Annotated in this window: 19 protein-coding genes and 1 pseudogene; 11 read left to right on the top strand and 9 right to left on the bottom strand. The window is 71.4% G+C overall.

All coding sequences use genetic code 11. The features are described from left to right. The first annotated feature begins 19 nt into the window (after positions 1–19). From ACE1OC_RS10275 to ACE1OC_RS10260, 4 genes are read left to right on the top strand one after another with little or no spacing between them, the layout of a single operon-like run. The gene (locus tag ACE1OC_RS10275) at positions 20–1,003 is read left to right on the top strand and encodes an ABC transporter permease (protein ID WP_407836767.1); all 984 of its coding nucleotides are present in this window, start codon (positions 20–22) and stop codon (positions 1,001–1,003) included. Beyond that, positions 1,000–1,986, top strand: a complete 987-nt coding sequence (locus ACE1OC_RS10270; RefSeq protein WP_407836766.1) for an ABC transporter permease — start codon at positions 1,000–1,002, stop codon at positions 1,984–1,986. The genes ACE1OC_RS10275 and ACE1OC_RS10270 overlap by 4 nt, the downstream gene beginning before the upstream one ends. Continuing rightward, positions 1,986–3,074 (top strand): ABC transporter ATP-binding protein, encoded by a 1,089-nt coding sequence (locus ACE1OC_RS10265; RefSeq protein WP_407836765.1) that lies wholly within the window; start codon positions 1,986–1,988, stop codon positions 3,072–3,074. Before ACE1OC_RS10270 ends, ACE1OC_RS10265 begins: the two co-directional genes overlap by 1 nt. Beyond that, a complete protein-coding gene (locus ACE1OC_RS10260; protein ID WP_407836764.1) occupies positions 3,071–4,084 on the top strand; it encodes an ABC transporter ATP-binding protein in 1,014 nt (337 codons plus the stop codon). Before ACE1OC_RS10265 ends, ACE1OC_RS10260 begins: the two co-directional genes overlap by 4 nt. A 97-nt stretch (positions 4,085–4,181) precedes the next feature. Here ACE1OC_RS10260 and ACE1OC_RS10255 read toward each other — a convergent pair whose 3' ends face one another. Continuing rightward, positions 4,182–6,281, bottom strand: a complete 2,100-nt coding sequence (locus ACE1OC_RS10255; protein WP_407836763.1) for a S9 family peptidase — start codon at positions 6,279–6,281, stop codon at positions 4,182–4,184. Between the two features lie 111 nt (positions 6,282–6,392). On the opposite strand from ACE1OC_RS10255, the gene ACE1OC_RS10250 reads away from it, so the two are divergent. After that, positions 6,393–7,955, top strand: a complete 1,563-nt coding sequence (locus ACE1OC_RS10250) for an MFS transporter (protein WP_407836762.1) — start codon at positions 6,393–6,395, stop codon at positions 7,953–7,955. Between the two features lie 24 nt (positions 7,956–7,979). Here the strand turns inward: ACE1OC_RS10250 and ACE1OC_RS10245 are convergent, their stop codons facing one another. Next, the gene (locus tag ACE1OC_RS10245; RefSeq protein ID WP_407836761.1) at positions 7,980–9,389 is read right to left on the bottom strand and encodes a cytochrome P450; all 1,410 of its coding nucleotides are present in this window, start codon (positions 9,387–9,389) and stop codon (positions 7,980–7,982) included. Positions 9,390–9,507: 118 nt separating this feature from the next. Next, positions 9,508–10,125 carry an excalibur calcium-binding domain-containing protein gene (locus ACE1OC_RS10240; protein WP_407836760.1) on the bottom strand — a complete coding sequence of 206 codons (618 nt, stop codon included), beginning with the start codon at positions 10,123–10,125 and terminating at the stop codon, positions 9,508–9,510. A 203-nt stretch (positions 10,126–10,328) separates the two neighbouring features. Here ACE1OC_RS10240 and ACE1OC_RS10235 point away from each other — a divergent pair, with 203 nt between their 5' ends. Next, on the top strand, positions 10,329–10,988 hold the full coding sequence (locus ACE1OC_RS10235) for an ADP-ribosyltransferase (RefSeq protein WP_407836759.1): 660 nt from the start codon (positions 10,329–10,331) through the stop codon (positions 10,986–10,988). Between the two features lie 200 nt (positions 10,989–11,188). Here the strand turns inward: ACE1OC_RS10235 and ACE1OC_RS10230 are convergent, their stop codons facing one another. Further along, positions 11,189–11,863: a hypothetical protein gene (locus ACE1OC_RS10230; RefSeq protein WP_407836758.1), complete on the bottom strand. Its 675-nt coding sequence runs from the start codon at positions 11,861–11,863 to the stop codon at positions 11,189–11,191. A gap of 315 nt (positions 11,864–12,178) precedes the next feature. Between ACE1OC_RS10230 and ACE1OC_RS10225 the strand changes: the two are divergent. After that, positions 12,179–13,262 (top strand): annotated as a pseudogene (locus ACE1OC_RS10225) (IS630 family transposase). A gap of 288 nt (positions 13,263–13,550) precedes the next feature. Next, positions 13,551–14,435: a hypothetical protein gene (locus tag ACE1OC_RS10220; protein WP_407836757.1), complete on the top strand. Its 885-nt coding sequence runs from the start codon at positions 13,551–13,553 to the stop codon at positions 14,433–14,435. Between the two features lie 376 nt (positions 14,436–14,811). Here the strand turns inward: ACE1OC_RS10220 and ACE1OC_RS10215 are convergent, their stop codons facing one another. From ACE1OC_RS10215 to ACE1OC_RS10200, 4 genes are all read right to left on the bottom strand, one after another. After that, complete coding sequence (locus ACE1OC_RS10215; RefSeq protein ID WP_407836756.1) at positions 14,812–15,066, bottom strand: hypothetical protein; 255 nt, start codon at positions 15,064–15,066, stop codon at positions 14,812–14,814. Positions 15,067–15,105: 39 nt separating this feature from the next. Further along, positions 15,106–16,104, bottom strand: a complete 999-nt coding sequence (locus tag ACE1OC_RS10210; RefSeq protein ID WP_407836755.1) for a PASTA domain-containing protein — start codon at positions 16,102–16,104, stop codon at positions 15,106–15,108. Positions 16,105–16,435: 331 nt separating this feature from the next. Continuing rightward, positions 16,436–17,965, bottom strand: coding sequence for a helix-turn-helix domain-containing protein (locus tag ACE1OC_RS10205; RefSeq protein ID WP_250742068.1), 1,530 nt, complete (start codon positions 17,963–17,965; stop codon positions 16,436–16,438). A gap of 78 nt (positions 17,966–18,043) precedes the next feature. Beyond that, positions 18,044–18,535, bottom strand: a complete 492-nt coding sequence (locus tag ACE1OC_RS10200; protein WP_407836754.1) for a MarR family winged helix-turn-helix transcriptional regulator — start codon at positions 18,533–18,535, stop codon at positions 18,044–18,046. A 109-nt stretch (positions 18,536–18,644) separates the two neighbouring features. Here ACE1OC_RS10200 and ACE1OC_RS10195 point away from each other — a divergent pair, with 109 nt between their 5' ends. Continuing rightward, positions 18,645–19,514, top strand: a complete 870-nt coding sequence (locus tag ACE1OC_RS10195) for a haloalkane dehalogenase (RefSeq protein ID WP_407836753.1) — start codon at positions 18,645–18,647, stop codon at positions 19,512–19,514. A 49-nt stretch (positions 19,515–19,563) separates the two neighbouring features. Here ACE1OC_RS10195 and ACE1OC_RS10190 read toward each other — a convergent pair whose 3' ends face one another. Next, the gene (locus ACE1OC_RS10190; RefSeq protein WP_407836752.1) at positions 19,564–21,576 is read right to left on the bottom strand and encodes an amidohydrolase; all 2,013 of its coding nucleotides are present in this window, start codon (positions 21,574–21,576) and stop codon (positions 19,564–19,566) included. 93 nt (positions 21,577–21,669) lie between these two features. On the opposite strand from ACE1OC_RS10190, the gene ACE1OC_RS10185 reads away from it, so the two are divergent. Further along, on the top strand, positions 21,670–22,743 hold the full coding sequence (locus tag ACE1OC_RS10185; RefSeq protein ID WP_407836751.1) for a LacI family DNA-binding transcriptional regulator: 1,074 nt from the start codon (positions 21,670–21,672) through the stop codon (positions 22,741–22,743). Positions 22,744–22,897: 154 nt separating this feature from the next. Next, complete coding sequence (gene acnA / locus ACE1OC_RS10180; RefSeq protein ID WP_407836750.1) at positions 22,898–25,612, top strand: aconitate hydratase AcnA; 2,715 nt, start codon at positions 22,898–22,900, stop codon at positions 25,610–25,612. Positions 25,613–25,736 lie beyond the last annotated feature (124 nt).

Below are 25,736 nucleotides of genomic sequence, written 5' to 3'. Positions count from 1 at the left end.
CGCGGGGGCCCCTGACACCATGACCACCACCGCACCGGGCGCCGCCGGACCGGGCGCCGCCCGTCCGGCAGCCCCGGACGGCGCACCGGCCGGGGCCGTCCCCCCGGGCAGCAGCCCCTGGCAGCTCGCCCGGCGGGAACTCCGCCGCCGCCCCGCCGTCCGCGTCAGTCTCTGCGTCGTGCTCCTCTTCGTCCTGATGGCCGCCACCGCCCCCTGGCTGGGCGCGCTGGGCGGCTGGTCCCCGGACGAGTTCGACAAGTCCGCCATCGACCCCTACCTCGGAGGCCAGCCGCTCGGCTCCTTCGGCGGGATCAGCACCGAGCACTGGCTCGGCGTCGAACCCGTCAGCGGCCGCGACCTGTTCGCCCGCGTCGTCCACGGCGCCCAGGTCTCGCTGCTCATCGCCTTCGCCGCCACCGCCATCGTGGTCGTCGCGGGCACCGCCGCCGGAATCGCCGCCGGCTACTTCGGCGGGCGCACCGACGCCGTCCTGTCCCGGCTGATGGACCTGACGATGTCCTTCCCGTCCCTCATCTTCATGATCGCGATGCTGTCGGTGGCCAAGGACGTCAACCGGATCGTCCTCATGACCGTCGTCATCGGCGTCTTCGGCTGGCCGGGCGTCGCCCGCGTCGTCCGCGGCCAGGCCCTCTCGCTCAAACACCGCGAGTACGTGGACGCCGCCCGCGTCGGCGGATCCAGCTCCTGGCGGATCCTGACCCGCGACATCCTCCCGGGGGTCTCCGGCCCGGTCATCGCCTACACCACCCTGCTCATCCCCGGCATGATCAGCACCGAGGCCGCGCTCAGCTACCTCGGCGTCGGCGTCCGCCCGCCCACCCCCTCCTGGGGCCAGATGATCGCCGAGTCCGTGGCCTTCTACGAGACCGACCCCATGTACTTCGTCATCCCGAGCCTCTTCCTCTTCCTCGCGGTCCTCGCCTTCACCCTGCTCGGCGACGCCCTGCGCGACATCCTCGACCCGAGGGGCGGCCGGACGTGATCCTCTACCTCGCGCGCCGGCTGCTCGCCCTGGCCGGCGTCCTCCTGGCCATCGCCGCGGTCACCTTCCTCATCTTCTACGTGCTCCCCTCCGACCCGGCCGCGGCCGCCTGCGGCAAGACCTGCAGCGCCGAACGGCTGGCCGACGTACGCGCCTACCTCGGCCTGGACCAGCCGCTGTGGCGGCAGTTCGCCGACTTCCTCACCGGGATCTTCACCGGACGCACCCTCGGCACCGGCCAGTACGCCGTCCAGTGCGACTTCCCCTGCCTGGGCTACTCGTACGAGAACTCCCTGCCCGTATGGGACCTGCTGATGGACCGGCTCCCGGTCTCCGCCTCCCTCGCCGTCGGCGCGGCCGCCCTCTGGCTCGTCCTCGGCCTCGGCGCGGGAGTCACCGCCGCCCTGCGCAAGGACACGGCCACGGACAAGGTCCTCATGGTCGGCGCGGTGGCCGCAGCCTCCCTGCCCGTGTACTTCACCTCCGTGATGCTCATCTACGGAGTCATCCGCATCGCCGGGATCCTGCCCTACCCCAGCTACCAGGCCTTCACCGACAACCCCCTCGCCTGGGCGAGCAACCTGCTCCTGCCCTGGACCGCACTCGCCCTGCTCTACGCCGCCATGTACGCCCGCCAGAGCCGCGGTTCGATGATCGAGGCCATGGCCGAGCCGTACATCCGCACCGCCCGCGCCAAGGGAATGCCCGAGCGCACCGTCGTGGTCAAACACGGACTGCGTTCCGGGATGACCCCGATCCTCACCATCTTCGGCATGGACCTCGGCAGCCTGCTCGCCGGAGCCGTCATCACCGAGTCCATCTTCGGACTCCCGGGCATCGGGCGGCTGTTCTACGGGGCCCTGGTCAGCTCGGACCAGCCCGTGGTGCTCGGGGTCACCCTGCTGGCCGCCTTCTTCATCGTCGTCGCGAACCTCGCCGTCGACCTCCTGTACGCCGTCATCGACCCGAGGGTGAGGTACTGATGGCTCCGCCTTCGCACGCCGCGGCCCCCGCGACCCCGCTGCTCCAAGTCCGCGACCTGCAGGTCACCTTCACCACCCCGCGCGGCAGCGTACGCGCCGTCGACTCCCTCGGCTTCACCGTCGAGGCCGGCCGCACGCTCGGCATCGTCGGCGAGTCCGGCTCGGGCAAGTCCGTCACCTCCCTCGCGGTCATGGGCCTGCACCGGGGCGCCGAGATCGGCGGCTCCATCGCCCTCGACGGACAGGAACTGACCACCAAGTCCGAGAAGGAGCTCTCCAAGCTGCGCGGCCGCAAGATGGCCATGATCTTCCAGGACCCGCTGTCCAGCCTGCACCCCTACTACACGGTCGGCGAGCAGATCGCCGAGCACTTCCGGGTCCACTTCCGGGCCGGCCGGGCCGCCGCGAAGCGGCGCGCCGTCGACATGCTCGGCGAGGTCGGCATCCCCGAACCCGCCCGCCGGGCGGGGGAGTACCCCCACCAGTTCTCCGGCGGCATGCGCCAGCGCGCGATGATCGCCATGGCACTGGCCTGCGAACCCGACCTGCTCATCGCCGACGAGCCCACCACCGCGCTCGACGTCACCGTGCAGGCGCAGATCCTGGAGCTGATCGCCGGGCTCCAGCAGGAGCGCGGACTCGGCGTCGTCATGATCACCCACGATCTGGGCGTGGTCGCCCGCGTCGCCCACGAGGTGCTCGTCATGTACGGCGGCAGGGCCGCCGAACAGGCCTCGGTGGACGACCTGTTCGCCGACCCGGCGCACCCGTACACCCGGGGGCTGCTGGACTCCCTGCCCCGGTTGGACGACGCCGACGACGAACCGCTGCGGGCCATCCCCGGCTCCCCGCCCTCCCTGCTCGCCCCCGCCCCGGGGTGCGCGTTCGCCCCGCGGTGCGGGGTCGCGGCCGCGGGTGGCGAGGAAGAACGGGAGCGCTGCCGGACCGAGCGGCCCGAACTCACGGTGTACGGGTCCGGCCGACAGGCGGCGTGCCACTTCGCGGGCCGCGGAACCCCGGCCCCCGCAGGCCCGCCGGGGCCGCGGGCCACACCCGGAGAGACCGTTGCCCGAGAGGTGTCCCGATGAGCACGGAAGCAGCCCCGACGCGGGCTCCCGCCATGGCGGCCCGAGCGGAACAGCCGCTGCTGAGGGTCCGCGACCTGACGATGGCCTTCCCCGGCAAACGGTCCGCGACCGGGCGCCGGGGGGCGCCCGTGCGCGCCGTCGACGGAGTCTCCTTCGACCTGGAGGCCGGCCGCACCTTGGGCCTCGTAGGGGAGTCCGGCTGCGGCAAGTCCACCACCGGGCGGATGCTCGTCCGACTGCTGGAACCGACCTCCGGAAGCGTGGAGTTCGACGGCAAGGACATCAGCCGGCTCTCCCAGCGCGCCCTGCGCCCGCTGCGCCGGAACCTCCAGATGGTCTTCCAGGACCCGCACTCCTCCCTCAACCCCCGCCAGACGGTGGCCCGGATCATCTCGGACCCGCTGCTCGTGCAGGGTTCGGGCGCGGCGGACGCCCGCCGCCGGGCCGCCGAGCTGATGGAGCTCGTCGGGCTGATCCCGGAGCACATCGACCGCTATCCGCACGAGTTCTCCGGCGGCCAGGCGCAGCGCATCGGCATCGCCCGGTCGCTCGCCACCAACCCCCGGCTGATCGTCGCCGACGAACCGGTCTCGGCGCTCGACGTCTCCGTCCAGGCGCAGATCGTCAACCTGATGGAGCGGCTGCGCGCCGAACTGGGCCTGGCCTACGTGTTCATCGCGCACGACCTCTCGGTCGTCAAACGGGTCAGCGACCGGGTCGCCGTCATGTACCTCGGCCGGATCGTGGAGATGGGCGACAAGAAGTCGCTCTACGAGAACCCCCAGCACCCGTACACCAGGGCGCTGTTGTCCGCCGTACCGCTGCCCGACCCGGCGGCGGAGCGGCGGCGCGAGCGGATCGTGCTGCTCGGCGATCCGCCGAGTCCGGCCGCCCCGCCCCCGGGCTGCACCTTCCACCCCAGGTGCCCCGTGGCGCAGGAGATCTGCCGCACCGAACGGCCGCTGCTGCGGACGGTCGCCTCCCGTGAGGTGGCCTGCCACATGGCGTAGCCGCGGACTCCCGGGGGACCGGCGGGGAACCCGGGTACGGGGAGGGCCCCGGAGCGATGATCTCGCTCCGGGGCCCTCCCTTCGTTCCGGTGGCGCCTCAGGCCAGGCCCAGTTCCTTGCGGAAGAACTCCAGCTCCAGCGCCATGACCTTCTCCCGCACCCCGCCCGGGGTCATGTGGGTGACCCCCGGCAGTGCGAGGAGCTGGTGCGGGCGGCCCGCGTCGGTCAGGGCCTGCGAGAGCCGCAGGGTGTGCGAGGGGTGGACATTGTCGTCGGCCAGCCCCGTGACCAGCAGCAGCGGCCGGCGCAGACCCGCGGCGTCGGCGAGCAGACTGTCCCGCTCGTACACCTCCGGGTGCTCCTGGGGCAGACCCAGGTACCGCTCGGTGTACGCCGTGTCGTACTGCCGGAAGTCGGTCGGCGCGGCCCCGGCCGCCGCCGCGTGGAAGACGTCCGGGCGGCGCAGCACCGCGAGCGCCGACAGGTACCCGCCGTACGACCAGCCGCGGACGCCGACCCGGGTCAGGTCCAGGTCGGCGTGGCGCGCCCCGAGCGCCTGCAGGGCGGCGACCTGGTCCTCCAGGGTCACCTCGGAGAAACCCCGGTACATGGCGTGCGTGTACCGCGGCGAGACGTACGCGGTGCCGCGGTTGTCGACGGTGACCACGGCGAAGCCCTGGTCGGCCCACCACTGCCGGTGCTGCCAGCGGCGCGGCTCGGCGCTGACGTCCTGCATGCCGGGGCCGCCGTAGCTGTCCATCAGGACGGGCAGCCGCGTGCCGGGGACGTGCCCGCGCGGCAGGACCAGGGCGGTGGGCACCGCGTGCTCGGTGACCCGCTCCAGCACCGGGACCACCCGGTACGGCAGCGGCTGCGACAGGTCCACAGGGACGAACTCCCGCCCGTCGGAGCTCCGCAGGACGCGCCGGATCCCGTCGGCGTCGGCGGAGGTCAGCAGCAGCGCTCCGGCTGCGGCCTGGACGGAGTGCACCCCGGGCCCGTCCGCGAGCGGGGTCAGGTCGCCCGTGTCCGGGTCCAGCAGGAGCACCTGCTGCTCGGAGGGGTCGCGCTGCCCGGCCTCGATCAGCAGGCGGTTCCCGTGGGCGCCGGCCACCTTGCGGACCTGGAGCCCGTCCCCGGTGAGGAGCACGCCGTCCAGCGCGAGCGCGCGGGCGGCCCCGCCGGGGGTGTCGGCCGAGGTGAGCATCCGGCCGTCGGCCAGGCGCGCCGGGGTGCCGGGGAGCATGGGGTCCACCCACTGGGGGTGCGTGGTGCGCGACAGCTCCCGGGTGCGGCCGGTGTCCGGGTCGGCGGAGAGCAGCAGGGCGTTCTGCTGGAGCCGGTCGTGCACGGTGAGCAGGATCTCGGTGGGCGAGTCCCAGTCCGCGTCGGAGACGTAGGGGTAGGTCTCGGTGTCCCAGTCGAGCCGCACGGCGGCGTCCGGGCCGGGTCCGAGCACCCAGAGCCGCACGTCGGCGTTGGGGCCGCCCGCCTCGGGGTACGCGAAGTCCTCGGCCGGCAGTTCCGGGTGCGCCGGGTCGGCGAACCAGCGCCGCTGGAGGGCGGATTCGTCGACGCGGGCGGCCAGCAGGCGCTCGCCGTCGGGGGCCCACCAGTGCCCGCGGTGCCGGTCGAGCTCCTCGGCGGCGGCGAACTCCGCGACGCCCCAGCGGGCTCCGTCCTCGGGGCTGACCCGGCCGCCGGGGACGGTGTGCAGGGCGTCGCCGGTGACGTAGGCGATGCGCGAGCCGTCGGGGCTGGGGCGGGGGTCGAAGACGGGCCCGGCGGTGGGGAGTTCCTTGGGCTGCGCGGGCGTTCCGGCGTCCGCCGCGCGGGCGCCTTCGTACGCGGCGCAGTACAGGCGCCCGTAGAGCGCGAACACCGCGGTGAGCCCGTCGGCGGAGAGCGCGTACGAGCCGATCCCGGCGGCGACGAGCCGCGAGCGTTCGCGCAGCCGGCGCTCGACGACGGGGAGGGGCGCGGGCTCGGGGGACAGTTCGCGGGGGTCGGCGAGCCGGGTTTCGGCGCCGGTGGTGGTGTCCAGGACCCAGAGGCCGTCGAAGGGATCGGTGGGGCCGGTGGAGCGGAGGAACCAGAGGAGCCGGCCTTCGTCCCCGAAGGCGAAGGCGCGCGGGGCGCCGTAGGTGAACCGGGCGGTGCTCGCGGAGAGCCTGAGGAAGTCATCCATGCGATCCATGGAATCAGTGTGTCATGTGAAATACTACACGGCACATACCACACAGCATATGCCACATAGCCTAGGCCGTTCGAGTGGTGTCACCCCGGGTACAGGTTTAGCGTCGAAAAAGTGGACCCGAACGCTACGCCGAGCAGTACCAGCACCGGGACCGACGGCAAGGTCCAAGACAGCGATGGCCATCACGGGCTAGCTCTGTTCGTGCTCGCCTCCTGCCAGCTCATGGTCGTTCTCGACATCACCATCGTGAACATCGCGCTGCCGCACATCCAGACCGCACTCGACTTCTCCACCGAGAGCCTGTCCTGGGTCGTCAACGCCTACACCCTCACCTTCGGCGGACTGCTGCTCCTCGGCGGCCGCACCGGCGACATCCTCGGCCGGCGGCGCGTCTTCATCTTCGGCGTCCTGCTCTTCGGCCTGGCCTCCCTGCTGGGCGGATTCGCCCAGAACGCCGGCCAGTTGATGGGCGCCCGCGCCCTCCAGGGCGTCGGCGGCGCCATCGCCTCCCCGACCGCCCTCGCACTGATCACCACCACCTTCCGCGAAGGACCCGAACGCAACCGGGCCTTCGGGGTCTTCGCCGGCGTCTCGGCAGGCGGCGGCGCGATCGGGCTGCTGGCGGGCGGGGTGCTCGTGGAGTGGCTGAACTGGCGCTGGGTGCTCTTCGTCAACGTTCCGATCGCGCTGCTGATCGCCCTGGTCACCCCGAAGGTGATCCGCGAATCCGCACGCCGCCCCGGACACTTCGACCTCGCGGGCGCCCTGCTCTCCACCATCGGCATGGTGGCACTGGTCTACGGATTCATCCGCGCGTCCCAGGACGGCTGGCTGGACGGGCTGACGCTCGGCTCCTTCGCGGCGGCCGTGGTCCTGCTGACCCTCTTCGTCGTCAACGAACGGCGCTCGCCCCAGCCCATCACCCCGCTGCACATGTTCGCCGACCGCAACCGGGCCGGCACGTACGCGATCATGCTCTTCTTCGCCTGCGCGATCTTCGGCATGTTCTTCTTCCTGACCCTGTTCGTGCAGAACGTGCTGGGCTTCAGCCCGCTGCGGGCCGGGCTCGCCTTCCTGCCGGTCAGCGCGATGATCGCGGTGACGGCGGGGATGACCTCGCAGCTGCTTCCGAAGTTCGGGCCGAAGCCGTTCATGGTGACCGGCTCCCTGCTCTCGGCCGCCGGACTGGCCTGGCTCACGCAGACCGACATCCACTCGACGTACCTGGGCAGCATCCTGGGCCCGATGCTGCTGTTCAGCGCCGGCATGGGCATGCAGTTCGTGTCCCTGACCCTGATGGCCCTCTCGAACGTCCCCGACCGGGAATCGGGCGCGGCCTCCGGACTCCTGAACGCGATGCAGCAGGTGGGCGGTTCGCTGGGCCTGTCCATCCTGGTCACCGTCTTCGGCACGGCCAGCCGCAACGAGGCCAAGGACCAGGCGGGCTCCTTCCTGCGCAACGCCACACCCGAACAGAAGCTCTTCTTCGCCAAGACCAAGCAGTACCCGAAGCCCTGGAGCGACCAGGTCCTCACCTCGGGCGTCAGCGCCGCCTTCGTGGCGGCAGCCGTGTTCACCCTGATCACGGCGCTGATCGCACTCCTCGTCATCCAGGTGCGGCCCTCGGACCTCGCCCGCCTCCAGGGCAACCACACACCGGCCGCGGGGGCCTGACCCGGCGGGCGGCCGTCGGCCGGGTCAGGCCCCCGCGCGACGGATCCGGCAGCGCGCCGGACCGGTGGTGCGCAAGGTGATCCCGGCGGTGACGGACACCGCGGTGTCCACCGCCTCGAACTCGTAGGCCCGCAGCAGCATCGCCAGCGCGATCACCGACTCCAGCATGGAGAAGTGCTGCCCGATGCAGGCGCGCGGTCCGCCGCCGAAGGGCAGCCAGGCGTACCGCGGCCGGGCCGCCTCCGCCTCCGAGGTGAACCGGTCGGGATCGAAACGCTCCGGGTCCGGCCAGTAGCCGGGATGGCGGTGGGTCACCCAGGGCGCCACGATCACGTCGGCACCGGCCGGGATGGTGTGCCCGTCGACCTCGGCCGCGGCCACCGAGCGGCGACCGAGCACCGGGGCCGCCGGGTAGAGCCGCATGGCCTCCTTGAGCACCTGGGTGAGGTACGGGAGCCGGTCGAGGTCGGCGGCTCCGGGCGTACGGTCCCCCAGTACCGCGGTGATCTCGGCGCGGGCCCGGTCCTGGAGCTCGGGATGGCGGGCCAGCAGGTGCAGGGAGAAGGCCAGCGAGGTGGCGGTCGTTTCGTGCCCGGCGAGCAGGAAGATCAGCACCTGTTCGCGCAGCTCGGTGGCGTCGAACTCCCCGTCGTCCACACTGCTCGCGGCGGCGAGCAAGGACAACAGGTCCTCGCCGGCTCCGACTTCCTGGCTGCTACTGCTACTGCCGCTGCGGCGCTCGGCGATGATCCCGTCGCACACCGCGTACAGCTCGTCCATCGCGGCGGCCGCCCGCTTGTTGCCCGGAGTGGGCCAGTCGCGGGGGACGTTGACGGGGGAGTAGCCGCGGCGCATCACGTAGGCGGTGATGACCGGAAAGGACCGGTCCACGACGTCGGCGGTGGCGTCCACGTCGGTGCCGAAGAGGATTCGGGCGACGGCACGCAGCGCCAGGGCCATCATCTCGTCCGCGACGTCGACGACCCCGTCCGGGGCCGCCTCCCAGGCGGCGAGGGTGGCAGCGGTCTCGGTCGCGACGGCGTCCGCGTACCCGTCCACCCGGCGCTTGGTGAACAGCGGCTGCACCAGCCGCCGCTGGCGCAGGTAGTCCTTGTCCTGACTGGTGAGCAGACCGTTGCCGAGGGCGTCGCGGACCTCCTGGTAGATGGCGTTGTCCTTGCGGAAGTTGGCCGCCTGCGTGGCCAGGACCTGCTGCGCCCCCTCCGCCGAGAAGACGCAGTGCAGCTCGGTGCGCAGCCCCGGCGGGCCGGCCGTGATCCGCACGACGTCGCCGTGCAGGTGCCGCGCCCGCTCGTACGTACCGAGGGCGTCCGACTTCAGGTCGGCGAGCGACCCGAGCAGCGGGGAGCCCTCCAGCCGGGGAATCCCCGTACGGTCGCTGCTGCCTGTCCGTGGTGCTTGCGCTGCTGCCATGGCTCCGCCCTCTGAACTGTGCCGACAGGGCGATTCTGGGGGCGACGGCCCACCGGGTGCGAGGGTCGGAGGGCCATCAGGCCGGATATCGCCGTCGCGCGGGCCCCTTCCTCTCCGGCTAGTCGCAGGCAACGCCGTCGTCGTCGCGGTCGAGGTGCCTGCTGTACCCGGGCTGGCCGCGCCGGATCGGAGCGGCGCCCGCGGCCCTGGCCTCGGCGCAGTTCCGGTAACTGACGTCCTTCGGCCCGGGGGCCGGGGTCGGGCCGGACTTCGGCTGCTTCGGCTTCGGATGACCCGGCTCCGCGGAGGGGACCGGGGGCCTGGCGGGGCTCGACCCCTTGGGTGGATGCAGGGAGGCGCCGGCGGCGGCCGGGCACGGGGTTCCGGGCGCGACGAGCGAGATCTCGACGGAGGCGTCGCCCGTCACGGGGGTGGCGGCCGCCGGGGTCTGGAAGCAGACCGTCCACTGGCCGTGGTCGGCGGCGAGCGGGACGTCGTCGTAGGCGCTGCGCGCCTCTACCGGCTTGGGGAGCACGGGTTTGACGAGGTCCTCGGCTCGGGCGGACGTCTTCCCGATGAGCCCCGGCATCGAGGGCCCGGACCCGCTCGGGGCGGGCGCGGATGCCGGCTTGCCGGAGTCCTTGCCCTTCGGGTCGGCAGGTTCCCCGCACCCGGCGAGGAGCAGGACGGCGGCCGCCACGGCGCCGGCCATGGCGATGCCTCGATTCCCAGACATGAAACTGACCCCCCAAGATCACGCGGGGCGTCGAACCGCCGCGGCACAGGAGCCTACCCAGGCCCCGTCGGCACGCTTCGGCTCCGCAGGATCGTTCCATCACCAACTCGCTCCCGATCCAAGCCAGTCGAGGCGGAATCCGACACGCTCACCAACGGGTGAGGATGCCCCCGAGCGCAGCGCGATGGCGCCAGGGTGGGCCCATGATCACCATCCGTGCCCTGCGCCGTCGCGCCGCCGTGCTCGCGACCGCCCTCGCCGCCGCCGTGCTGCCCCCGGCCTCCGCGTCCGCCTCGGCCCCTGCCTCAGCCCTTGCCTCAGCCTCCGCCTCCGCCCGGGGATCGCTCCACGCGGCGGCTCCCGCGAACTCCTGCCCCCGGGTCCAGAACCACCTCTTCGCCGCCGCCGACGAACGCGTGGAGGTGGAGCGCATTACGCCCTCCCCGTCCTGGCGGATCAACTGCAAGCAGCTCTACCGCTCGGACGGCCGCCCGCCGGCGGTGGTCTTCGAGGAGGGCTTCCTGCCGAAGGACACCCTGAACGGCCAGTACGACATCGAGAGTTACGTGCTGGTCAACCAGCCCTCCCCGTACGTCTCCACCACGTACAACCACGACCTGTACAAGTCCTGGAAGAGCGGCTGGAACTACTACATCGACGCCCCGGGCGGGGTGGACGTCAACCAGACCATCGGCGACACCCACAAGTACGCCTCCCAGGTCGAGGTGGCCTTCCCGGGCGGCATCGCCCGCTCGTTCATCGTGGCCGTCTGCCCGGTGGACACGGTGAAGAAGGTGGAAATCATGGACCGCTGCGAGGACAACCCGCACTACGAGCCCTGGCGCGCGAACTACCCGGGCTGAAACCGCCGTTCGGTCCAGTCGTCCGGCTAGGGCCTGTCGTCAAAATCCCGTCGTCGCCCGAAGGGCGGCCGCGCGGCGTCTGGTGCGTGCTCTCGGCGTGCCGGGCGGAAGCCCGCGTACTGGACGTACTTGGCTTCCGTCCGGTGCGGCGAGAGCGCGTGCCAGACGCCGCGCGGCAGACGGGAGTTTGACGACAGGCCCTAGCTCCGGTATCCCCAGCGCGCGCGGCCGTCCTTGCCCATGAAGCACTTCGCGGGGCGGCCGTCCGAGGTCGTCGCACTGGCGCCGACCGGGGAGCAGGCCTGGCCGAACTGAATGCCGCTCGTACCTCCGCCGCTGCTGCCTCCGCTCGAAGTGGTGCCTCCGCTTGCGCTGCCGCCTCCGCTCGAGCCGCGGCCCCCGATCAAACCGCCTCCGCCCGAGGACGACCCCGTGTCGTCGTCCTTCGGCGGCTCGGGGGCCGGGGCCGGCGGCGGAGTGGGGGTCGGTTGCGGCTCCGGGTGGAGCCGTGTCCCCTCCCTGTCCGGGCATGCCGCGTCCGGCGCGGCCAGGGCCACCCGCTGCCCGCCGTTCGTGATGCCCTCTCCGGGGGCCGGCCCCTGGACGCACACCAACCAGGCGCCGGTATCGGCGGGGAGGGTGACGTCCGTGTAGACGCTCCTGCGCTGGAGGGCGCCTCCACCGAGGATCTCGATCTGCTGCGCCGCGGCCGCGTACGTGGACCCCACGATCCGGGGCATGGGCAGGAGCGCGGCCGGGGCCTGCGCGGTGGCGGTGACCGTGACGGTGACGGTGGGCGCAGGCACGGGCTCCGACTTCGCCCTCTCGGAGCACGCCGCGACGATCAGCAGTAGCACGAGGAAGACCGTCGCCATCCCACCGCACCCCAGAACGGTCCTCTGCGGGGACCCGAACCGCCCCGGCGGCGGAGGCTGGTTCGGCACGGAGTGGCCGTAGGGAGGCAGATCGGACACGAGGCTCCTCTGACGCTTCGCCGGACTCTCGGCATGCGCGGGCTGACGGCTGCATCGTGCAGGGGGCGGGGCCGCGAGGGCCCACGCGCCGGCCGGCGAAGCCCCCGCCGGCCGGCGGGGGCTTCGGTCTGTGCTAGTGCTGTGACCGGGAAGGGTCGCCGGGTTGCTGGTTGTGCTGGTTGGAAATGAGTTCTCCGACCAGCATGGGGAGGCGGGATGGCGCAACCGGTCCGGGTTCGCAGGCTGACCGAGCAGGAGGGGCAGAAACTGCAGCACATCGTCCGGCGGGGCAGTACCAGTTCTGTGCGGTTTCGGCGGGCGATGATGCTGCTCGCTTCGGCCGGTGGCAGCAGGGTGCCGGTGATCGCACGGCTGGTCCAGGCGGACGAGGACACTGTCCGCGATGTGATCCACCGCTTCAACGAGATCGGGCTTGCATGCCTGAACCCTCAGTGGGCGGGAGGCCGTCCCCGCCTACTCAGTCCTGACGACGAGGACTTCGTCGTCCAGACGGCCAGTGCCCGACCGGCCCAGCTCGGCAAGCCCTTCACCCGCTGGTCGATCCGCAAGCTTGTCGATCACCTGCGGCGCAACATGGCCAGGCCTGTCCGGATCGGCCGAGAGGCACTTCGATGCCTACTTGCCCGCCGGGGGATCACCTTCCAGCGCACGAAACCTGGAAGGAGTCCCCGGACCTGGACTTCGACGCCAAGCTGGACCGGATCGAGTACGCGATCAACCAGCGGCCGGACCGCACGTGCGCGTTCGACGAGTTCGGCCCGCTCGGCATCCGCCCCACCGCTGGCTCCTGCTGGGCAGATCGGGGCCGGCCCGACCGCCTTCCGGCGACCTACCGCCGCACCCACGGAATCACCTACTTCCACGTCTGCTACTCCGTCGGCGACGACAAGCTCTGGGGCGTCAACCACAGACGCAAGGGCATCGACCACACCTGGGCGGCCCTGAGAACGATCCGGGCCGCACGCCCGGACGGCGGACCGATCTACGTGATCCTCGACAACCTCTCCGCCCACCTGAACTGGAGAATCCGCAGGTGGGCGGCCCGGCACAAGGTCGAGCTGTGCTTCACCCCGACCTACGCGTCCTGGGCCAACCCCATCGAGGCCCACTTCGGACCCCTCACACGGTCCAGACCAGGGTCCTGCACGCCTACCTGCGCTGGCGTAACCAGAACGCCCGCCACCCCGACGTCCTCGGCGCACGACGACGCGAACGCGCCCGCATCCGCAGCGAGAAAGGCATCCGCTGGGGCGGCAGACCACTACCCGCCGCGGCCTGACCACCCGACCCTGCAAACCTTCCCGGTCACAGCACTAGGCGCCGGGCCTGGATGCGACGGGTCCCGATGCGGCGCAGAATGGACGAGGGCGTTGCACATGGGCGGGAATCGCCGGTGGGCGCCCTGTTGGAGCTCACGTCGTGCCGCCCGTCGCAGCCTCGGTCGACCCGTGACGTCGGCCGCTGCGACCGCGTCCACGCGGGGAACCCCCTACGCACGGGCGACCCCACGACGCCCGACGCGCGCGCCCACGCGCGACGAAATGGGGCAATGATGAGGAAATCCCTGGTGGTCACGCTGGCGACTTCTGCAGTGGCGGTTCTGCTGGCGGGTCCCGTCACCCCCGCGTCCGCTTCCGCGTCCTGCTTCGGCACCAGCGGGAACACCTCGATCCTGTTCTACCGGACCGGTAGCGGCTCCGCCGTCACCGGAACCCTCTCCGCCGGCCACTGGGAGTCCAACGGGGAGTTCCACCTGCCGCGCGGCTACACGCACGCGGCGGCGAGCCACGATTCGCTGCTGCTGTACAACAAGATCACCGGGGCTGGGGAGGTCGGCACCTTCACCGACGGCGAGTACGCGCGCACCCGCACCTTTGGCAACTTCCCGACGGGTTGGACCCAGGTCGAGGCCTCCGGCGACTCGGTGCTCTTCTACAACGGCCAGACCGGCCACGGCATCACCGGCACCCTGCGGAACGGCAAGTACCAACAGGTGCGCACGTACGACGACTTCAAGAAGGGCTGGGTGACCATGGCCGGCTCGTGCGACACGCTGACCGCCGCGGCCCGGCCAGGGGCGGCCACCTTCTCGTGGGACAAGAGCGAGTACGGAACCCTGGAAGGCGGCGTCTACGGGCGCAGGGGCAGCTTGGTGGGGGAGGACCACCTGGGCCAGCTGACCGCCACCAGGGACTCGGTGCTGTCCTGGGCGAAGGCGGGCGGGAAACTCGACTTGCGGGCGGGCACGGCGACCGACGGCTGGGTCTTCCATTTCCGCGGGGTCGGCACCTCCGACCTCTGGGAGAAGGTGGGCCGAACCTCGGACAGCCTGCTCTTCTACAAGTCCGACGGCACCGCCTCGGCCTCGAAGCTGGTCGACGGCGACTACAAGAGCGTCGGGCCGCTGGGCGACATCTCCGCTGGCTGGACCCTCATCGAGGGCGGCGTATAACCAGGGCATGGCAGCCCCCGCCCCTGGGCGTCAGGGCTTCGCCGCCGCCGTGGCCTTCACATAGAGCTGGGCAACGTACGGCGCTCGCCGGTCGCTCCGGCCCGGTGAGACGCGACCGCCTGGCAGGCCCCGACAGGATCCCGGTGGCGGGTAGGCGGCACCGCGTCCCGTGTTCGGCCATTCGGAATGGCGATCCCCCTGAAGTATGTGGGGCCCAGCGCGCCGAGGGCCACCCTGGCGGCGGGCATTGAACCTGCTGCGTGGCGCCCTGAAGGTGAGGGCCCGGCGGTCGGTGACTGCGGGGCTCCATGCCAGTCGAAGTCGTCACATCCGACCAGCACAACGAGCAACCCGGCAAACCTTCTCGGTCACAGCACTAGGTGGCGCGAGCTACTCGTCGGCAGGCGACTTCATGGGCGGCGCGCTCGATCTTGTCGGTGTACCCGTGGCCGGTCTCGCACCAGGGGTTGACCTCCTTGGCGGAAGGCGCCGGGGCGGCGGAGCTCGCGGGGGCCTTGTCGCCGCTGCCTGCCTTGCGGCCCTCCTCGTACCCCTTCTCAACGGAGGAGCAGGCGCCGAGCGTGCCCACGGCGAGCAGTGCTGCGGCCGTGGCCAGTACGGCCTTCTTCATGGCGTTCGTTCCTTCGACGTGGTGTCGGGGAGCGGCGGCCTATCGGCGCCAGTGCCCCTGGCTGCATGTGTAGACGACGCCCTTCTTGCTGACGCCCGTGGATCCGGGGTTCGAGCAGAAGGCGCCGGGCGTGATGGTGCGCGCGCCGCTGCCGCCCGAGGAGGAACCACCCGTCGAGGAAACGCCGCTGCCGGAGTCGTCAACGTCGTCGGTGGCCGGCGGCGGGGTCGGATCCGGGTGCAGCTTGGTGTTCTTGTCGGCAGGGCACGACGTGCCCGGAGTGGTCAAGGACAGTTGCGCCGTCGTGGTGGTGGGGTACTGGAGGGCCTTGCCCTCTTCGGGGTCCTGGAAGCAGACCGTCCACGTGTCCGGGTTCCCGGGGAGGGTGACGTCGGTGTAGGCGCTCTGCGGTTCGATCTTCTGGAGCGCCAGCGGCTTCAACGTCTCCTGGGCCTTGGCGTAGTCCTGGCCGACCACCTTGGGCATCTTCGGATACGGGATCGGGTCGCCGTCCTTCGTGGGGCACGGCCACTCGTTCCGGGTCACGGCGAAGTCGATGGTGGGCTTGCCCGGAGACTGCTCCGCCAGGGTCTGGAAGCACACCTTCCAGTTGCCGTCCGCCCACTGCCCGGATTCGTCAGGCCCGGCGTCATGCGAGATGGAGTTGAACCCGGCCGCCAGGGCGGCAGCCTGGGCGCTCTTGAGGTTCTGGCCGACGAAGTTCGGCGGACCGGAAGGGCTGGGGCTGGGGCTGGGCGAGGCCGAAGGGGTGGCGGGAGCCGCAACGGGGGCCTTCGGCTTCGCGTCGGTCTCCGTTTTGTCCGGCGGGTCGGTGACGAACGGGGCGATCATCCAGGCGCCGGCCACGATGGAGCTGATGATCTTCGGGGTGATCTTCCAGCGGCTCAGCCAGACGAGCGTGATTCCCACGGGCGGCACGATGACCAGGAGCGGGATGATCAGCGCCGGGTGTTGCCACCAGCGCCGCCGGTCCGGGGTGGGCGCGGGCGGGTACGGGTGCGGAAGCGGGTAGGTCACAAGCTGCCCTTCTGGCAATCCATGTCATGAGCGCGCAGGGACTGCATGGAATGCTGACTGCATATAAGGGTGAGTACGGGATCTGAGACGGTGAAGCGCCCACAACGGTGCGATTCGTCCGGAGCAGGGGCATCGGAAGGTATCGCGTACCACCGCAGCACGTAGCCCTTTTGGCGGAGTTGTATCGATGTGAGCCACGTCGATGGGCAGCCGGCCCGGCACTCTGCGGATGAATGGGGCGGAAAAGATCGAGGCCCCGTCACCCTGTGTGAAGGGGTGTCGGGGCCTCGTCCGAGGTGGCGCTTGGTCAGCTGGACCTGCGTCGCAATTCCTAGATGTCGCGGAAGATTTCGATCTGGGCGCCCACCGAGTTGAGGCGTTCCGCCAGTTCCTCGTAGCCGCGGTTGATGACGTAGACGTTGCGCAGGACCGAGGTGCCCTCGGCCGCCATCATCGCCAGGAGGACGACCACCGCGGGGCGCAGGGCCGGGGGGCACATCATTTCTGCCGCGCGCCAGCGGGTGGGGCCCTCGACCAGGACGCGGTGGGGGTCCAGGAGTTGGAGGCGGCCGCCGAGGCGGTTGAGGTCCGTGAGGTAGATGGCGCGGTTGTCGTACACCCAGTCGTGGATCAGGGTCTGGCCCTGGGCCACGGCCGCGATGGCGGCGAAGAAGGGGACGTTGTCGATGTTCAGCCCGGGGAAGGGCATCGGGTGGATCTTGTCGATCGGCGCTTCGAGCTTCGACGGGCGGACGGTGAGGTCCACCAGGCGGGTGCGGCCGTTGTCGGCCGTGTACTCGGGGGAGCGGTCGTGGTCGAGGCCCATCTCCTCCAGGACCGCGAGCTCGATCTCCATGAACTCGATCGGGACCCGGCGGATGGTGAGTTCGGATTCCGTGACGACCGCCGCGGCCAGCAGGCTCATCGCCTCGACCGGGTCCTCGGAGGGGGAGTAGTCCACGTCCACGTCGATGTTCGGGACGCCGTGGACGGTGAGGGTCGTCGTGCCGACGCCGTCGACCCGGACGCCGAGCGCCTCCAGGAAGAAGCACAGGTCCTGGACCATGTAGTTGGAGGAGGCGTTGCGGATGACGGTGGTGCCGTCGTGCCGCGCGGCGGCCAGCAGCGCGTTCTCGGTGACGGTGTCCCCGCGCTCGGTCAGCACGATCGGGCGGTCCGGGGAGATGCCGGACTCGACCTGGGCGTGGTAGATGCCCTCGGTCGCGGTGATGTCCAGGCCGAAGCGGCGCAGGGCGATCATGTGCGGCTCGATGGTGCGGGTGCCGAGGTCGCAGCCGCCCGCGTAGGGCAGCTTGAAGTGGTCCATCCGGTGGAGCAGGGGACCCAGGAACATGATGATGCTGCGGGTGCGGCGGGCCGCGTCCGCGTCCATGGCGTCCATGTCGAGGCGGGCCGGCGGTACGAGTTCCAGGTCGATGCCGTCGTTGATCCAGCGGGTGCGGACGCCGATGGAGTTCAGGACTTCGAGGAGGCGGTAGACCTCCTCGATGCGGGCGACCCGGCGAAGGACCGTACGGCCCTTGTTGAGCAGCGAGGCGCACAGCAGGGCCACGCACGCGTTCTTGCTCGTCTTGACGTCGATCGCGCCGGACAGACGGCGGCCGCCGACCACGCGCAGGTGCATCGGACCGGCGTAGCCCAGGGAGACGATTTCGCTGTCGAGGGCTTCCCCGATGCGCGCGATCATCTCAAGGCTGATGTTCTGGTTGCCGCGCTCGATCCGGTTCACGGCGCTCTGGCTGGTGCCGAGGGCGTCCGCGAGCTGACTCTGTGTCCAGCCCCGGTGCTGCCGGGCGTCACGGATGAGCTTGCCGATGCGTACGAGGTAGTCGTCTGCCATGGATGCACCGTATCTCAGATATGAGATGTTGCCCGCGCTGGGCGTGGCAGACGGGTGTCAACGGGCATGAAAAGGGACTTACCGGTCGTCAGCTCCCATGGTGGGTCCGCCGTGTGCGTGGTGCGCGACGAGCCGGCCGAGGAGGTCGACGAGCTGCTCGCGTTCCGCTGCGGACAAAGGGGACAGAAGCTCCTCCTGGGCCGCGGCGAGCAGTTGCTCCAGCTTGCGCAGCCGGCGCCGGCCGGCGGTCGTCAGGGTGATGACGTTGCGCCGCCGGTCGGCGGGGTCGGGGGTCCGCTCGACCAGCTCGCGTGCGGCGAGTTCGTTGATGACGGCGACCAGGTCGCTGCGGTGGATGTCGGTGCGGCCGCTCAAGGCCGCCTGGCTCGCGGGTCCGAACTCGTCCAGGGCGACCAGGGTCGCGTAGTGCCATTTGCGCGCGTCCGCCCCGCTCAGCCCCTCGGTGACGAGCCGCGTGGCGTGCGCCGAGGCCTGTGAGAGCAGTCGGCTGGGTAGTTCGCGCAGCCGCGCCGGGAGGGCGGAGGCGCCCTGGTCCTCTTCCGTGGTCATGGCGGGATCGTACCCCTTGCGTTCGGGGCACTAACGATTTAAGTTCGTTGGTGTCACAAACGTTAGTGGCACCAACGAACTGAAACGAAATGAAACGGATGGTTCCCCCATGCCCGTCATCGACGTACTCGACTCGACGATGTACTACGAGGAGCTCGGCGCCCCCGACGGCGTCCCCTTCGTCTTCCTGCACGGCAACCCGACCTCCTCCCACCTGTGGCGGGGCGTACTGCCCCGGATCGGGGGCCGGGTCCGCGTCCTCGCCCCCGACCTCATCGGGATGGGCCGCTCCGGCAAGCCCGGCGGCGAGTACCGCTTCGCCGACCACGCCCGCTACCTCGACGCCTGGTTCGACGCCCTCGGACTCGACGAGGTCGTCCTCGTCGGCCAGGACTGGGGCGGGGCGCTCGCCTTCGACCGGGCCGCCCGGCACCCGGAGCAGGTTCGCGGGCTCGCCTTCATGGAAACGATCCTGCGCCCGATGACCTGGGAGGAGTACCCGCCCGCCGCCCGCGCCCGGTTCGAGGCGATCCGCACCCCGGGGGTCGGGGAGGAAATGATCCTGGAGCGGAACCTCTTCATCGAGGACAGCATCGGCAAGACGGTGCTGAACCCCATGAGCGAGGCCGACCACTCCGTCTACGCGGCCCCCTACCCGACCCCCGAGAGCCGGGTCCCCCTGCTCCGGTTCGCCCGCTCCCTGCCGATCGGCGGCGAACCGGCGGACGTGGTCGCCCGGGTCGAGGCCTACGACGCCTGGCTGGCCGCCAGCCCGCAGGTGCCCAAGCTCCTGCTCCACTTCGACGGCTCGCCCGCCCTGATGGTCGGCCCCGAGCTGGTCGCGTGGAGCGAGGAGAACGTCTCCGCGCTGGAGAGCGAGTACTGCGGAGCGGCCGCCCACCTCTGCCCGGAGGACCGGCCCGAGGAGATCGCCGCCGCCGTCACGGCCTGGGCCGCGCGCCACGGCCTTGCGGGCTGAGCGGCCGGGTCGGGGCCACGCGTGGCCCCGACCCGGAACCCGGCTCCCCTCAGTGCCCGCAGGCGTGGTGCCGGCCCTTGCCGTCGCCACCGTGGACCGAGGCGTACGAGGCCGGGCGCGCGCCCGCCGCCGCGGCGCGGGCCAGCCGGGCCGAAGCCGCCCGGCCCGCCGCGGAATCCGCCTCGTGCACCACGCGGCCGCCGACCAGGGTCATCCGTACGCCCGTCCCGCTGATGTCGGCCACCGGACAGCGCGTCACGTCCCGGTCCAGGAGCACCAGGTCCGCCGCCTTGCCCGGCTCCACGGTGCCGGTCAGCTGCTCCTGGCGGAGCTGCCACGCCGTCCCCGAGGTGTGCATCCGCAGGGTGGTGTCCCGGCTCAGCGCCTCCTTCTCCCGGTACAGCTCGCCCGCCCCTTCCGCGCCCTGCCGGTCGATCGCCGTCCGGAGCTGGTTCCACACCTGGAGGGCGTCCACCGGCCAGTCCGAACCGCCCGTCAGCCGCGCGCCCGCCTGCTCCAGGCTGCGCGCCGGGTACAGCCACCGGTGCCGCTCGGGCCCGATGTAGGGGAGCAGCGCCTCCACCGTCCAGGTGTCCCGCGCGGCCCACTGCAGCTGCATGCACGCCGCGACCCCGAGCTGGGCGAAGCGCCGCAGGTCCGCGGGGTCCACGAGCTGCAGGTGCGCCACCGCGTTGCGGGCGTCCCGCTGCCCCGTGACCCGCCGGGCGTACGCGTATCCGTCCAGAGCGGTCCGTACCGCCCGGTCCCCGAGTCCGTGGGCGTGCATCTGCCAGCCCGCGCGGTTGAAGGCGGCGCTGAGCCGGCCGTAGTCCGCCGCCGAGGTGTAGAGCTCGCCCCGGTTCGCGGTCGGCTTGCCGTTCCCGTCGAGGTACGGCTCCAGCAGGGCGGCGGTCTGTGCCGGGTACTCGATGACCCCGTCCAGGAACACCTTGATCATCCCGAACCGGAGCCCCCGCACGCCCCCGAACTCCCGCCGCAGGCCCCGCGCGTACGCCAGCGAGCCCGCCGGGTCCTTGGCCTGGTCCGCGTCCAGCCGGATCGCGGGGACGATCCGCTGCGGCAGCCGGCCCGCCGCGGAGAGCGCCTGGTACAGCTCCAGTTCGTGCCGCCCCACCAGGGCGTCCATCATCGTGGTGACCCCGGACGCGGCGGCCAGCCCCAGCACCTCGGCGCACGCCGCGACGAGTTCGGCGCGGGTGTGCTCGGGTATCAGGCGCCGCACCAGCCCCTGGGCGTCGTCCTTGAGGACGCCCGTCGGCTTCCCGTCCGCGCCCTTGACCACCTTGCCGCCGACCGGGTCGGGCGTGGCCGCCGTGATCCCGGCGATGTCCAGGGCCCGCTGGTTGGCCCACAGGTTGTGCCCGTCGCCGCCGATCAGGACGACCGGCCGCCGGGTCGGCAGCGCGTCCAGCATCGAGTGGTGCGGAGCGGTGCCCGCGGGGAGCAGCCCGACCGGGTTCCAGTCCTCCACCACCAGCCAGCCGTCGGGCTCGGCGCCCGCGCCGCCGGTGTCGGCGAGGAACCCGGTGAGGATCTCCAGGAGCTCGGCGGGGGTGGTCTCCGCGCTCTCCAGCGAGGGGGACAGCGAACGTTCGCCGGCCCCGAGCGGGTGGACGTGGCCGTCGTGGATCCCGCTCATCACGGTGGTGCCGCGGGCGTCGACCACCTCGGTGTCCCGGCCCACGTACCGGCGCAGCGCGGCGTCGGTCCCGGTGGCCAGGATCTTCCCGTCCCGGCCGACCGCGACGGCCCGTACGGGCCCCCGGTGGCCGGCGCCGGTGACCCCGGTGAACACCGAGGCGTTGCGGATCACCAGCGCGGCCGAGTTCCGCCCGCCGGCGGACGGGGCGGACGGGGCCGAGGCGGCCGAGGCGGGCCCCGCGCCCAGCAGACCCGCCGCGCCCGCGGCTCCGGCGGCCGCGAGGAGCCCCCGGCGCGACAGCGCGGACGGCAAGGAAGCTGCGGACGGCGACGGCGAGGAAGCCGCGGACGCCGCGGACCGGGCGGACAGCGGGGACCGGGGGGAAGGAGAAGACGTCATGCACACTCCCAAACGTTGGCGTGGCCAGGACGCTGTTTGATTAAGGGCTTAACCAGAAGCCGCCTCCGGCGACGAAATCCGTACGATGGCGCCGTGCCCGCCCCCCTTCACGCCTCCGGCCCGGTGCCGATGCCCGCGCCCGCGCCGGTGCCCGGCCCGACCCTCGCCGACATAGCCCGCGCCGCCGAGGTCTCCACCGCGACCGTCTCTCACGCGCTCAACGGCACCGGCCGCGTCGGAGAGTCCACCCGCCGCCGGGTGCGCGAGGTCGCCGGGGCCCTCGGCTACGGAGCCCGGCGCGGCCCGCACAACCGCAGCCTGGGCATCGCCGTGACCACGTACGCCGGCTTCGCCTGGGACTTCGCGCGGATCGCCTACTACGCCCGGCTGCTCATCGCCGCCACCTCGGCGGCGCACGCCCACGGCTACGCCCTGACCACGCTGCCCGCCGACCGCGGCGCCGAGCCGCTGTGGCACACCCTGGCGGTGGACGGGATGCTGCTGATCGACAGCCCGGCCGACGACCCGGTGCTGCGCGCCCTGCGGGCGCGGGGGCTGCCGGTGGTCTTCGACGGGCCGCCGGGCGATCCGCGGCCGGGCGACGTGTGGGTGGACAACGACCACACCGCCACCACCCGCGAGGTGCTGGACCACCTGGCGGCCTCCGGCGCCCGGCGGATCGCGCTGCACGCGGGCTACGGCCGGGAGTTCTACACCGGGGCCGTCACGTCAGCCTATGAACACTGGTGCGCCGAGCGGCGCCGGGCTCCGCTCGTGATCCCCTTCGATCCCAATGACGACGCCGGGCACGCCTTCGACTCCGCATTCACGGGGCCGGACCGCCCCGACGCCGTGTACTGCGTATACGACCCGGGGGGCCGGCAGGTGCTGGCCGCCGCCGCGCGCCATGGCATCGGCATCCCCGGCGCCGGCCCGGGGAACGGCGCTCAGGGCCTGCTGCTGGTCTGTGCCAGCGAGGACCCGGCCTACGCCGAGAACGAACCTTCCGTGACCACCGTCACCTTCGATCCGGAGCGGATCGCCGAATCGGCGGTTTCGTCCCTGGTCAAGCTCGTCGAATCCGGACATGCGGAATCCACTGGGCGGCTGACCGTACCGGCGGGGCTGAGGGTGCGTGCCTCGTCCCGGCCCCCCGGCATGTACTAGAGTTATCTCGACATCGAGATATCTGCCCCGGACGTGCCGCAGCCGCCCCGCTGGTAAGGGTTACCTAACTTAGCCTCACCTTAGCGGAAAGGCCAGAGTGCCTCGCGGCAGGATTGCGGCAATACGCGCGAATTCATGCATGAAGGAGACTGTCGTGTCGGCGAACAGCTTCGACGCCCGCAGCACGCTGCAGGTGGGCGACGAGTCGTACGAGATCTTCAAGCTGGACAAGGTCGAGGGCTCCGCCCGCCTTCCCTACAGCCTGAAGGTCCTGCTGGAGAACCTGCTCCGTACCGAGGACGGCGCGAACATCACCGCCGACCACATCCGGTCGCTCGGAAACTGGGACTCGCAGGCCCAGCCCAGCGAGGAGATCCAGTTCACGCCGGCCCGCGTGATCATGCAGGACTTCACCGGCGTCCCCTGCGTCGTGGACCTCGCCACCATGCGCGAGGCCGTGAAGGCCCTCGGCGGCGACCCGGCGAAGATCAACCCGCTCTCGCCCGCCGAGATGGTCATCGACCACTCGGTCATCGCCGACAAGTTCGGCACGGCCGACGCGTTCGCCCAGAACGTCGAGCTGGAGTACGGCCGCAACAAGGAGCGCTACCAGTTCCTGCGCTGGGGCCAGACCGCCTTCGACGACTTCAAGGTCGTCCCCCCGGGCACCGGCATCGTCCACCAGGTCAACATCGAGCACCTGGCCCGCACCGTCATGGTCCGTAACGGCCAGGCGTACCCCGACACCCTCGTCGGCACCGACTCGCACACCACGATGGTCAACGGCCTGGGCGTACTGGGCTGGGGCGTCGGCGGCATCGAGGCCGAGGCCGCGATGCTGGGCCAGCCGGTCTCCATGCTGATCCCGCGCGTGGTGGGCTTCAAGCTGACCGGCGAGCTGCCGGCCGGCACCACCGCCACCGACCTCGTGCTGACCATCACCGAGATGCTCCGCAAGCACGGCGTCGTCGGCAAGTTCGTCGAGTTCTACGGTGAGGGCGTCGCCGCCACCTCCCTCGCGAACCGCGCCACCATCGGCAACATGTCGCCGGAGTTCGGTTCCACCGCCGCCGTCTTCCCGATCGACGGCGAGACCCTGAAGTACCTGCGCCTGACGGGCCGCGACGCCCAGCAGGTCGCGCTGGTCGAGGCGTACGCCAAGGAGCAGGGCCTGTGGCTGGACCCGGCCGCCGAGCCGGACTTCTCCGAGAAGCTGGAGCTCGACCTCTCCACGGTCGTCCCCTCCATCGCCGGTCCCAAGCGTCCGCAGGACCGCATCGTCCTCGCGAACGCCTCGCAGCAGTTCGCCGTGGACGTGCGCAACTACGTCTCCGACGACGAGGAGTCCGGCAAGGAGTCCTTCCCGGCGTCCGACTCCCCGGCCACCTCCAACGGTGTGCCCACCAAGCCCACCCCGGTGACCCTGGCCGACGGCACCTCCTTCGAGATCGACCACGGCGCCGTCACCGTCGCCGCGATCACCTCGTGCACCAACACCTCGAACCCCTACGTCATGGTCGCCGCGGCGCTCGTGGCGAAGAAGGCCGTCGAGAAGGGCCTGACCCGCAAGCCGTGGGTCAAGACCACCCTGGCCCCGGGCTCGAAGGTCGTCACCGACTACTTCGACAAGGCCGGCCTGACCCCGTACCTCGACAAGATGGGCTTCAACCTCGTCGGGTACGGCTGCACCACCTGCATCGGCAACTCGGGTCCGCTGGAGGAGGAGATCTCCAAGGCGATCAACGACGCCGACCTCGCGGTCACCTCGGTCCTCTCGGGCAACCGCAACTTCGAGGGCCGCATCAACCCCGACGTCAAGATGAACTACCTGGCCTCCCCGCCGCTGGTCGTCGCGTACGCCATCGCGGGCTCCATGAAGGTGGACATCACCAAGGACGCCATCGCCACGGACTCCGAGGGCAAGCCGGTCTTCCTCGCGGACATCTGGCCCACCGAGGCCGAGGTCAACGACGTCGTCGCGAACGCGATCGGCGAAGACATGTTCAACAAGTCCTACCAGGACGTCTTCGCGGGCGACGCGCAGTGGCAGGCGCTGTCGATCCCGACGGGCAACACCTTCGAGTGGGACCCGCAGTCCACCTACGTGCGCAAGCCCCCCTACTTCGAGGGCATGACGATGGAGACCACCCCGGTCTCCGACATCGCCGGCGCCCGCGTGCTGGCGAAGCTGGGCGACTCGGTCACCACCGACCACATCTCCCCGGCCGGTGCCATCAAGGCCGACACCCCGGCCGGCAAGTACCTCACGGAGCACGGCGTCGAGCGCCGCGACTTCAACTCGTACGGTTCCCGTCGCGGCAACCACGAGGTCATGATCCGCGGTACGTTCGCCAACATTCGCCTCCGCAACCAGATCGCGGCGGGCACCGAGGGCGGCTTCACCCGCGACTTCACCGTCGAGGGCGCCCCGGTCGCCTTCATCTACGACGCCTCGCAGAACTACCAGGCCGCCGGCATCCCGCTGGTCATCCTGGCGGGCAAGGAGTACGGCTCGGGCTCCTCGCGCGACTGGGCCGCCAAGGGCACCGCCCTGCTCGGCGTCAAGGCCGTCATCGCGGAGTCCTACGAGCGCATCCACCGCTCCAACCTGATCGGCATGGGCGTCCTGCCCCTGCAGTTCCCCGAGGGCGCCACGGCGGCCTCCCTGGGCCTCACCGGCGAGGAGACCTTCTCCTTCACCGGTGTGGAGGAGCTGAACAACGGCACCACCCCCCGCACGGTGAAGGTCAGCACCGACACCGGCGTGGAGTTCGACGCGGTCGTCCGCATCGACACCCCGGGTGAGGCGGACTACTACCGCAACGGCGGCATCATGCAGTACGTGCTCCGCAACCTCATTCGCGGCTAAGCGCAAATCGGCACCAAAGGGCCGTACTTCCGTTAAGGAGGTACGGCCCTTCCGTTTCTGCGGGCGGCTCCGACGGTCCAGCTCAGGTGACGGTGAGGTCTCAACTCGGAAAAGCCGGGGCCCA

Source organism: Streptomyces stoeckheimensis (assembly GCF_045822005.1).
Lineage (GTDB): Bacteria > Actinomycetota > Actinomycetes > Streptomycetales > Streptomycetaceae > Streptomyces > Streptomyces stoeckheimensis.
This window is presented reverse-complemented; position numbering and strand designations above follow the sequence as displayed.

Coding starts and splice junctions, on each gene's coding strand:
- ACE1OC_RS10215 (WP_407836756.1), bottom strand. CDS start 15,066: ATGAAGAAGGCCGTACTGGCCACGGCCGCAGCACTGCTCGCCGTGGGC.
- ACE1OC_RS10190 (WP_407836752.1), bottom strand. CDS start 21,576: ATGACGTCTTCTCCTTCCCCCCGGTCCCCGCTGTCCGCCCGGTCCGCG.
- ACE1OC_RS10240 (WP_407836760.1), bottom strand. CDS start 10,125: ATGTCTGGGAATCGAGGCATCGCCATGGCCGGCGCCGTGGCGGCCGCC.
- ACE1OC_RS10230 (WP_407836758.1), bottom strand. CDS start 11,863: ATGGCGACGGTCTTCCTCGTGCTACTGCTGATCGTCGCGGCGTGCTCC.
- ACE1OC_RS10200 (WP_407836754.1), bottom strand. CDS start 18,535: ATGACCACGGAAGAGGACCAGGGCGCCTCCGCCCTCCCGGCGCGGCTG.
- ACE1OC_RS10260 (WP_407836764.1), top strand. CDS start 3,071: ATGAGCACGGAAGCAGCCCCGACGCGGGCTCCCGCCATGGCGGCCCGA.
- ACE1OC_RS10265 (WP_407836765.1), top strand. CDS start 1,986: ATGGCTCCGCCTTCGCACGCCGCGGCCCCCGCGACCCCGCTGCTCCAA.
- ACE1OC_RS10235 (WP_407836759.1), top strand. CDS start 10,329: ATGATCACCATCCGTGCCCTGCGCCGTCGCGCCGCCGTGCTCGCGACC.
- ACE1OC_RS10255 (WP_407836763.1), bottom strand. CDS start 6,281: ATGGATCGCATGGATGACTTCCTCAGGCTCTCCGCGAGCACCGCCCGG.
- ACE1OC_RS10245 (WP_407836761.1), bottom strand. CDS start 9,389: ATGGCAGCAGCGCAAGCACCACGGACAGGCAGCAGCGACCGTACGGGG.
- ACE1OC_RS10275 (WP_407836767.1), top strand. CDS start 20: ATGACCACCACCGCACCGGGCGCCGCCGGACCGGGCGCCGCCCGTCCG.
- ACE1OC_RS10195 (WP_407836753.1), top strand. CDS start 18,645: ATGCCCGTCATCGACGTACTCGACTCGACGATGTACTACGAGGAGCTC.
- ACE1OC_RS10205 (WP_250742068.1), bottom strand. CDS start 17,965: ATGGCAGACGACTACCTCGTACGCATCGGCAAGCTCATCCGTGACGCC.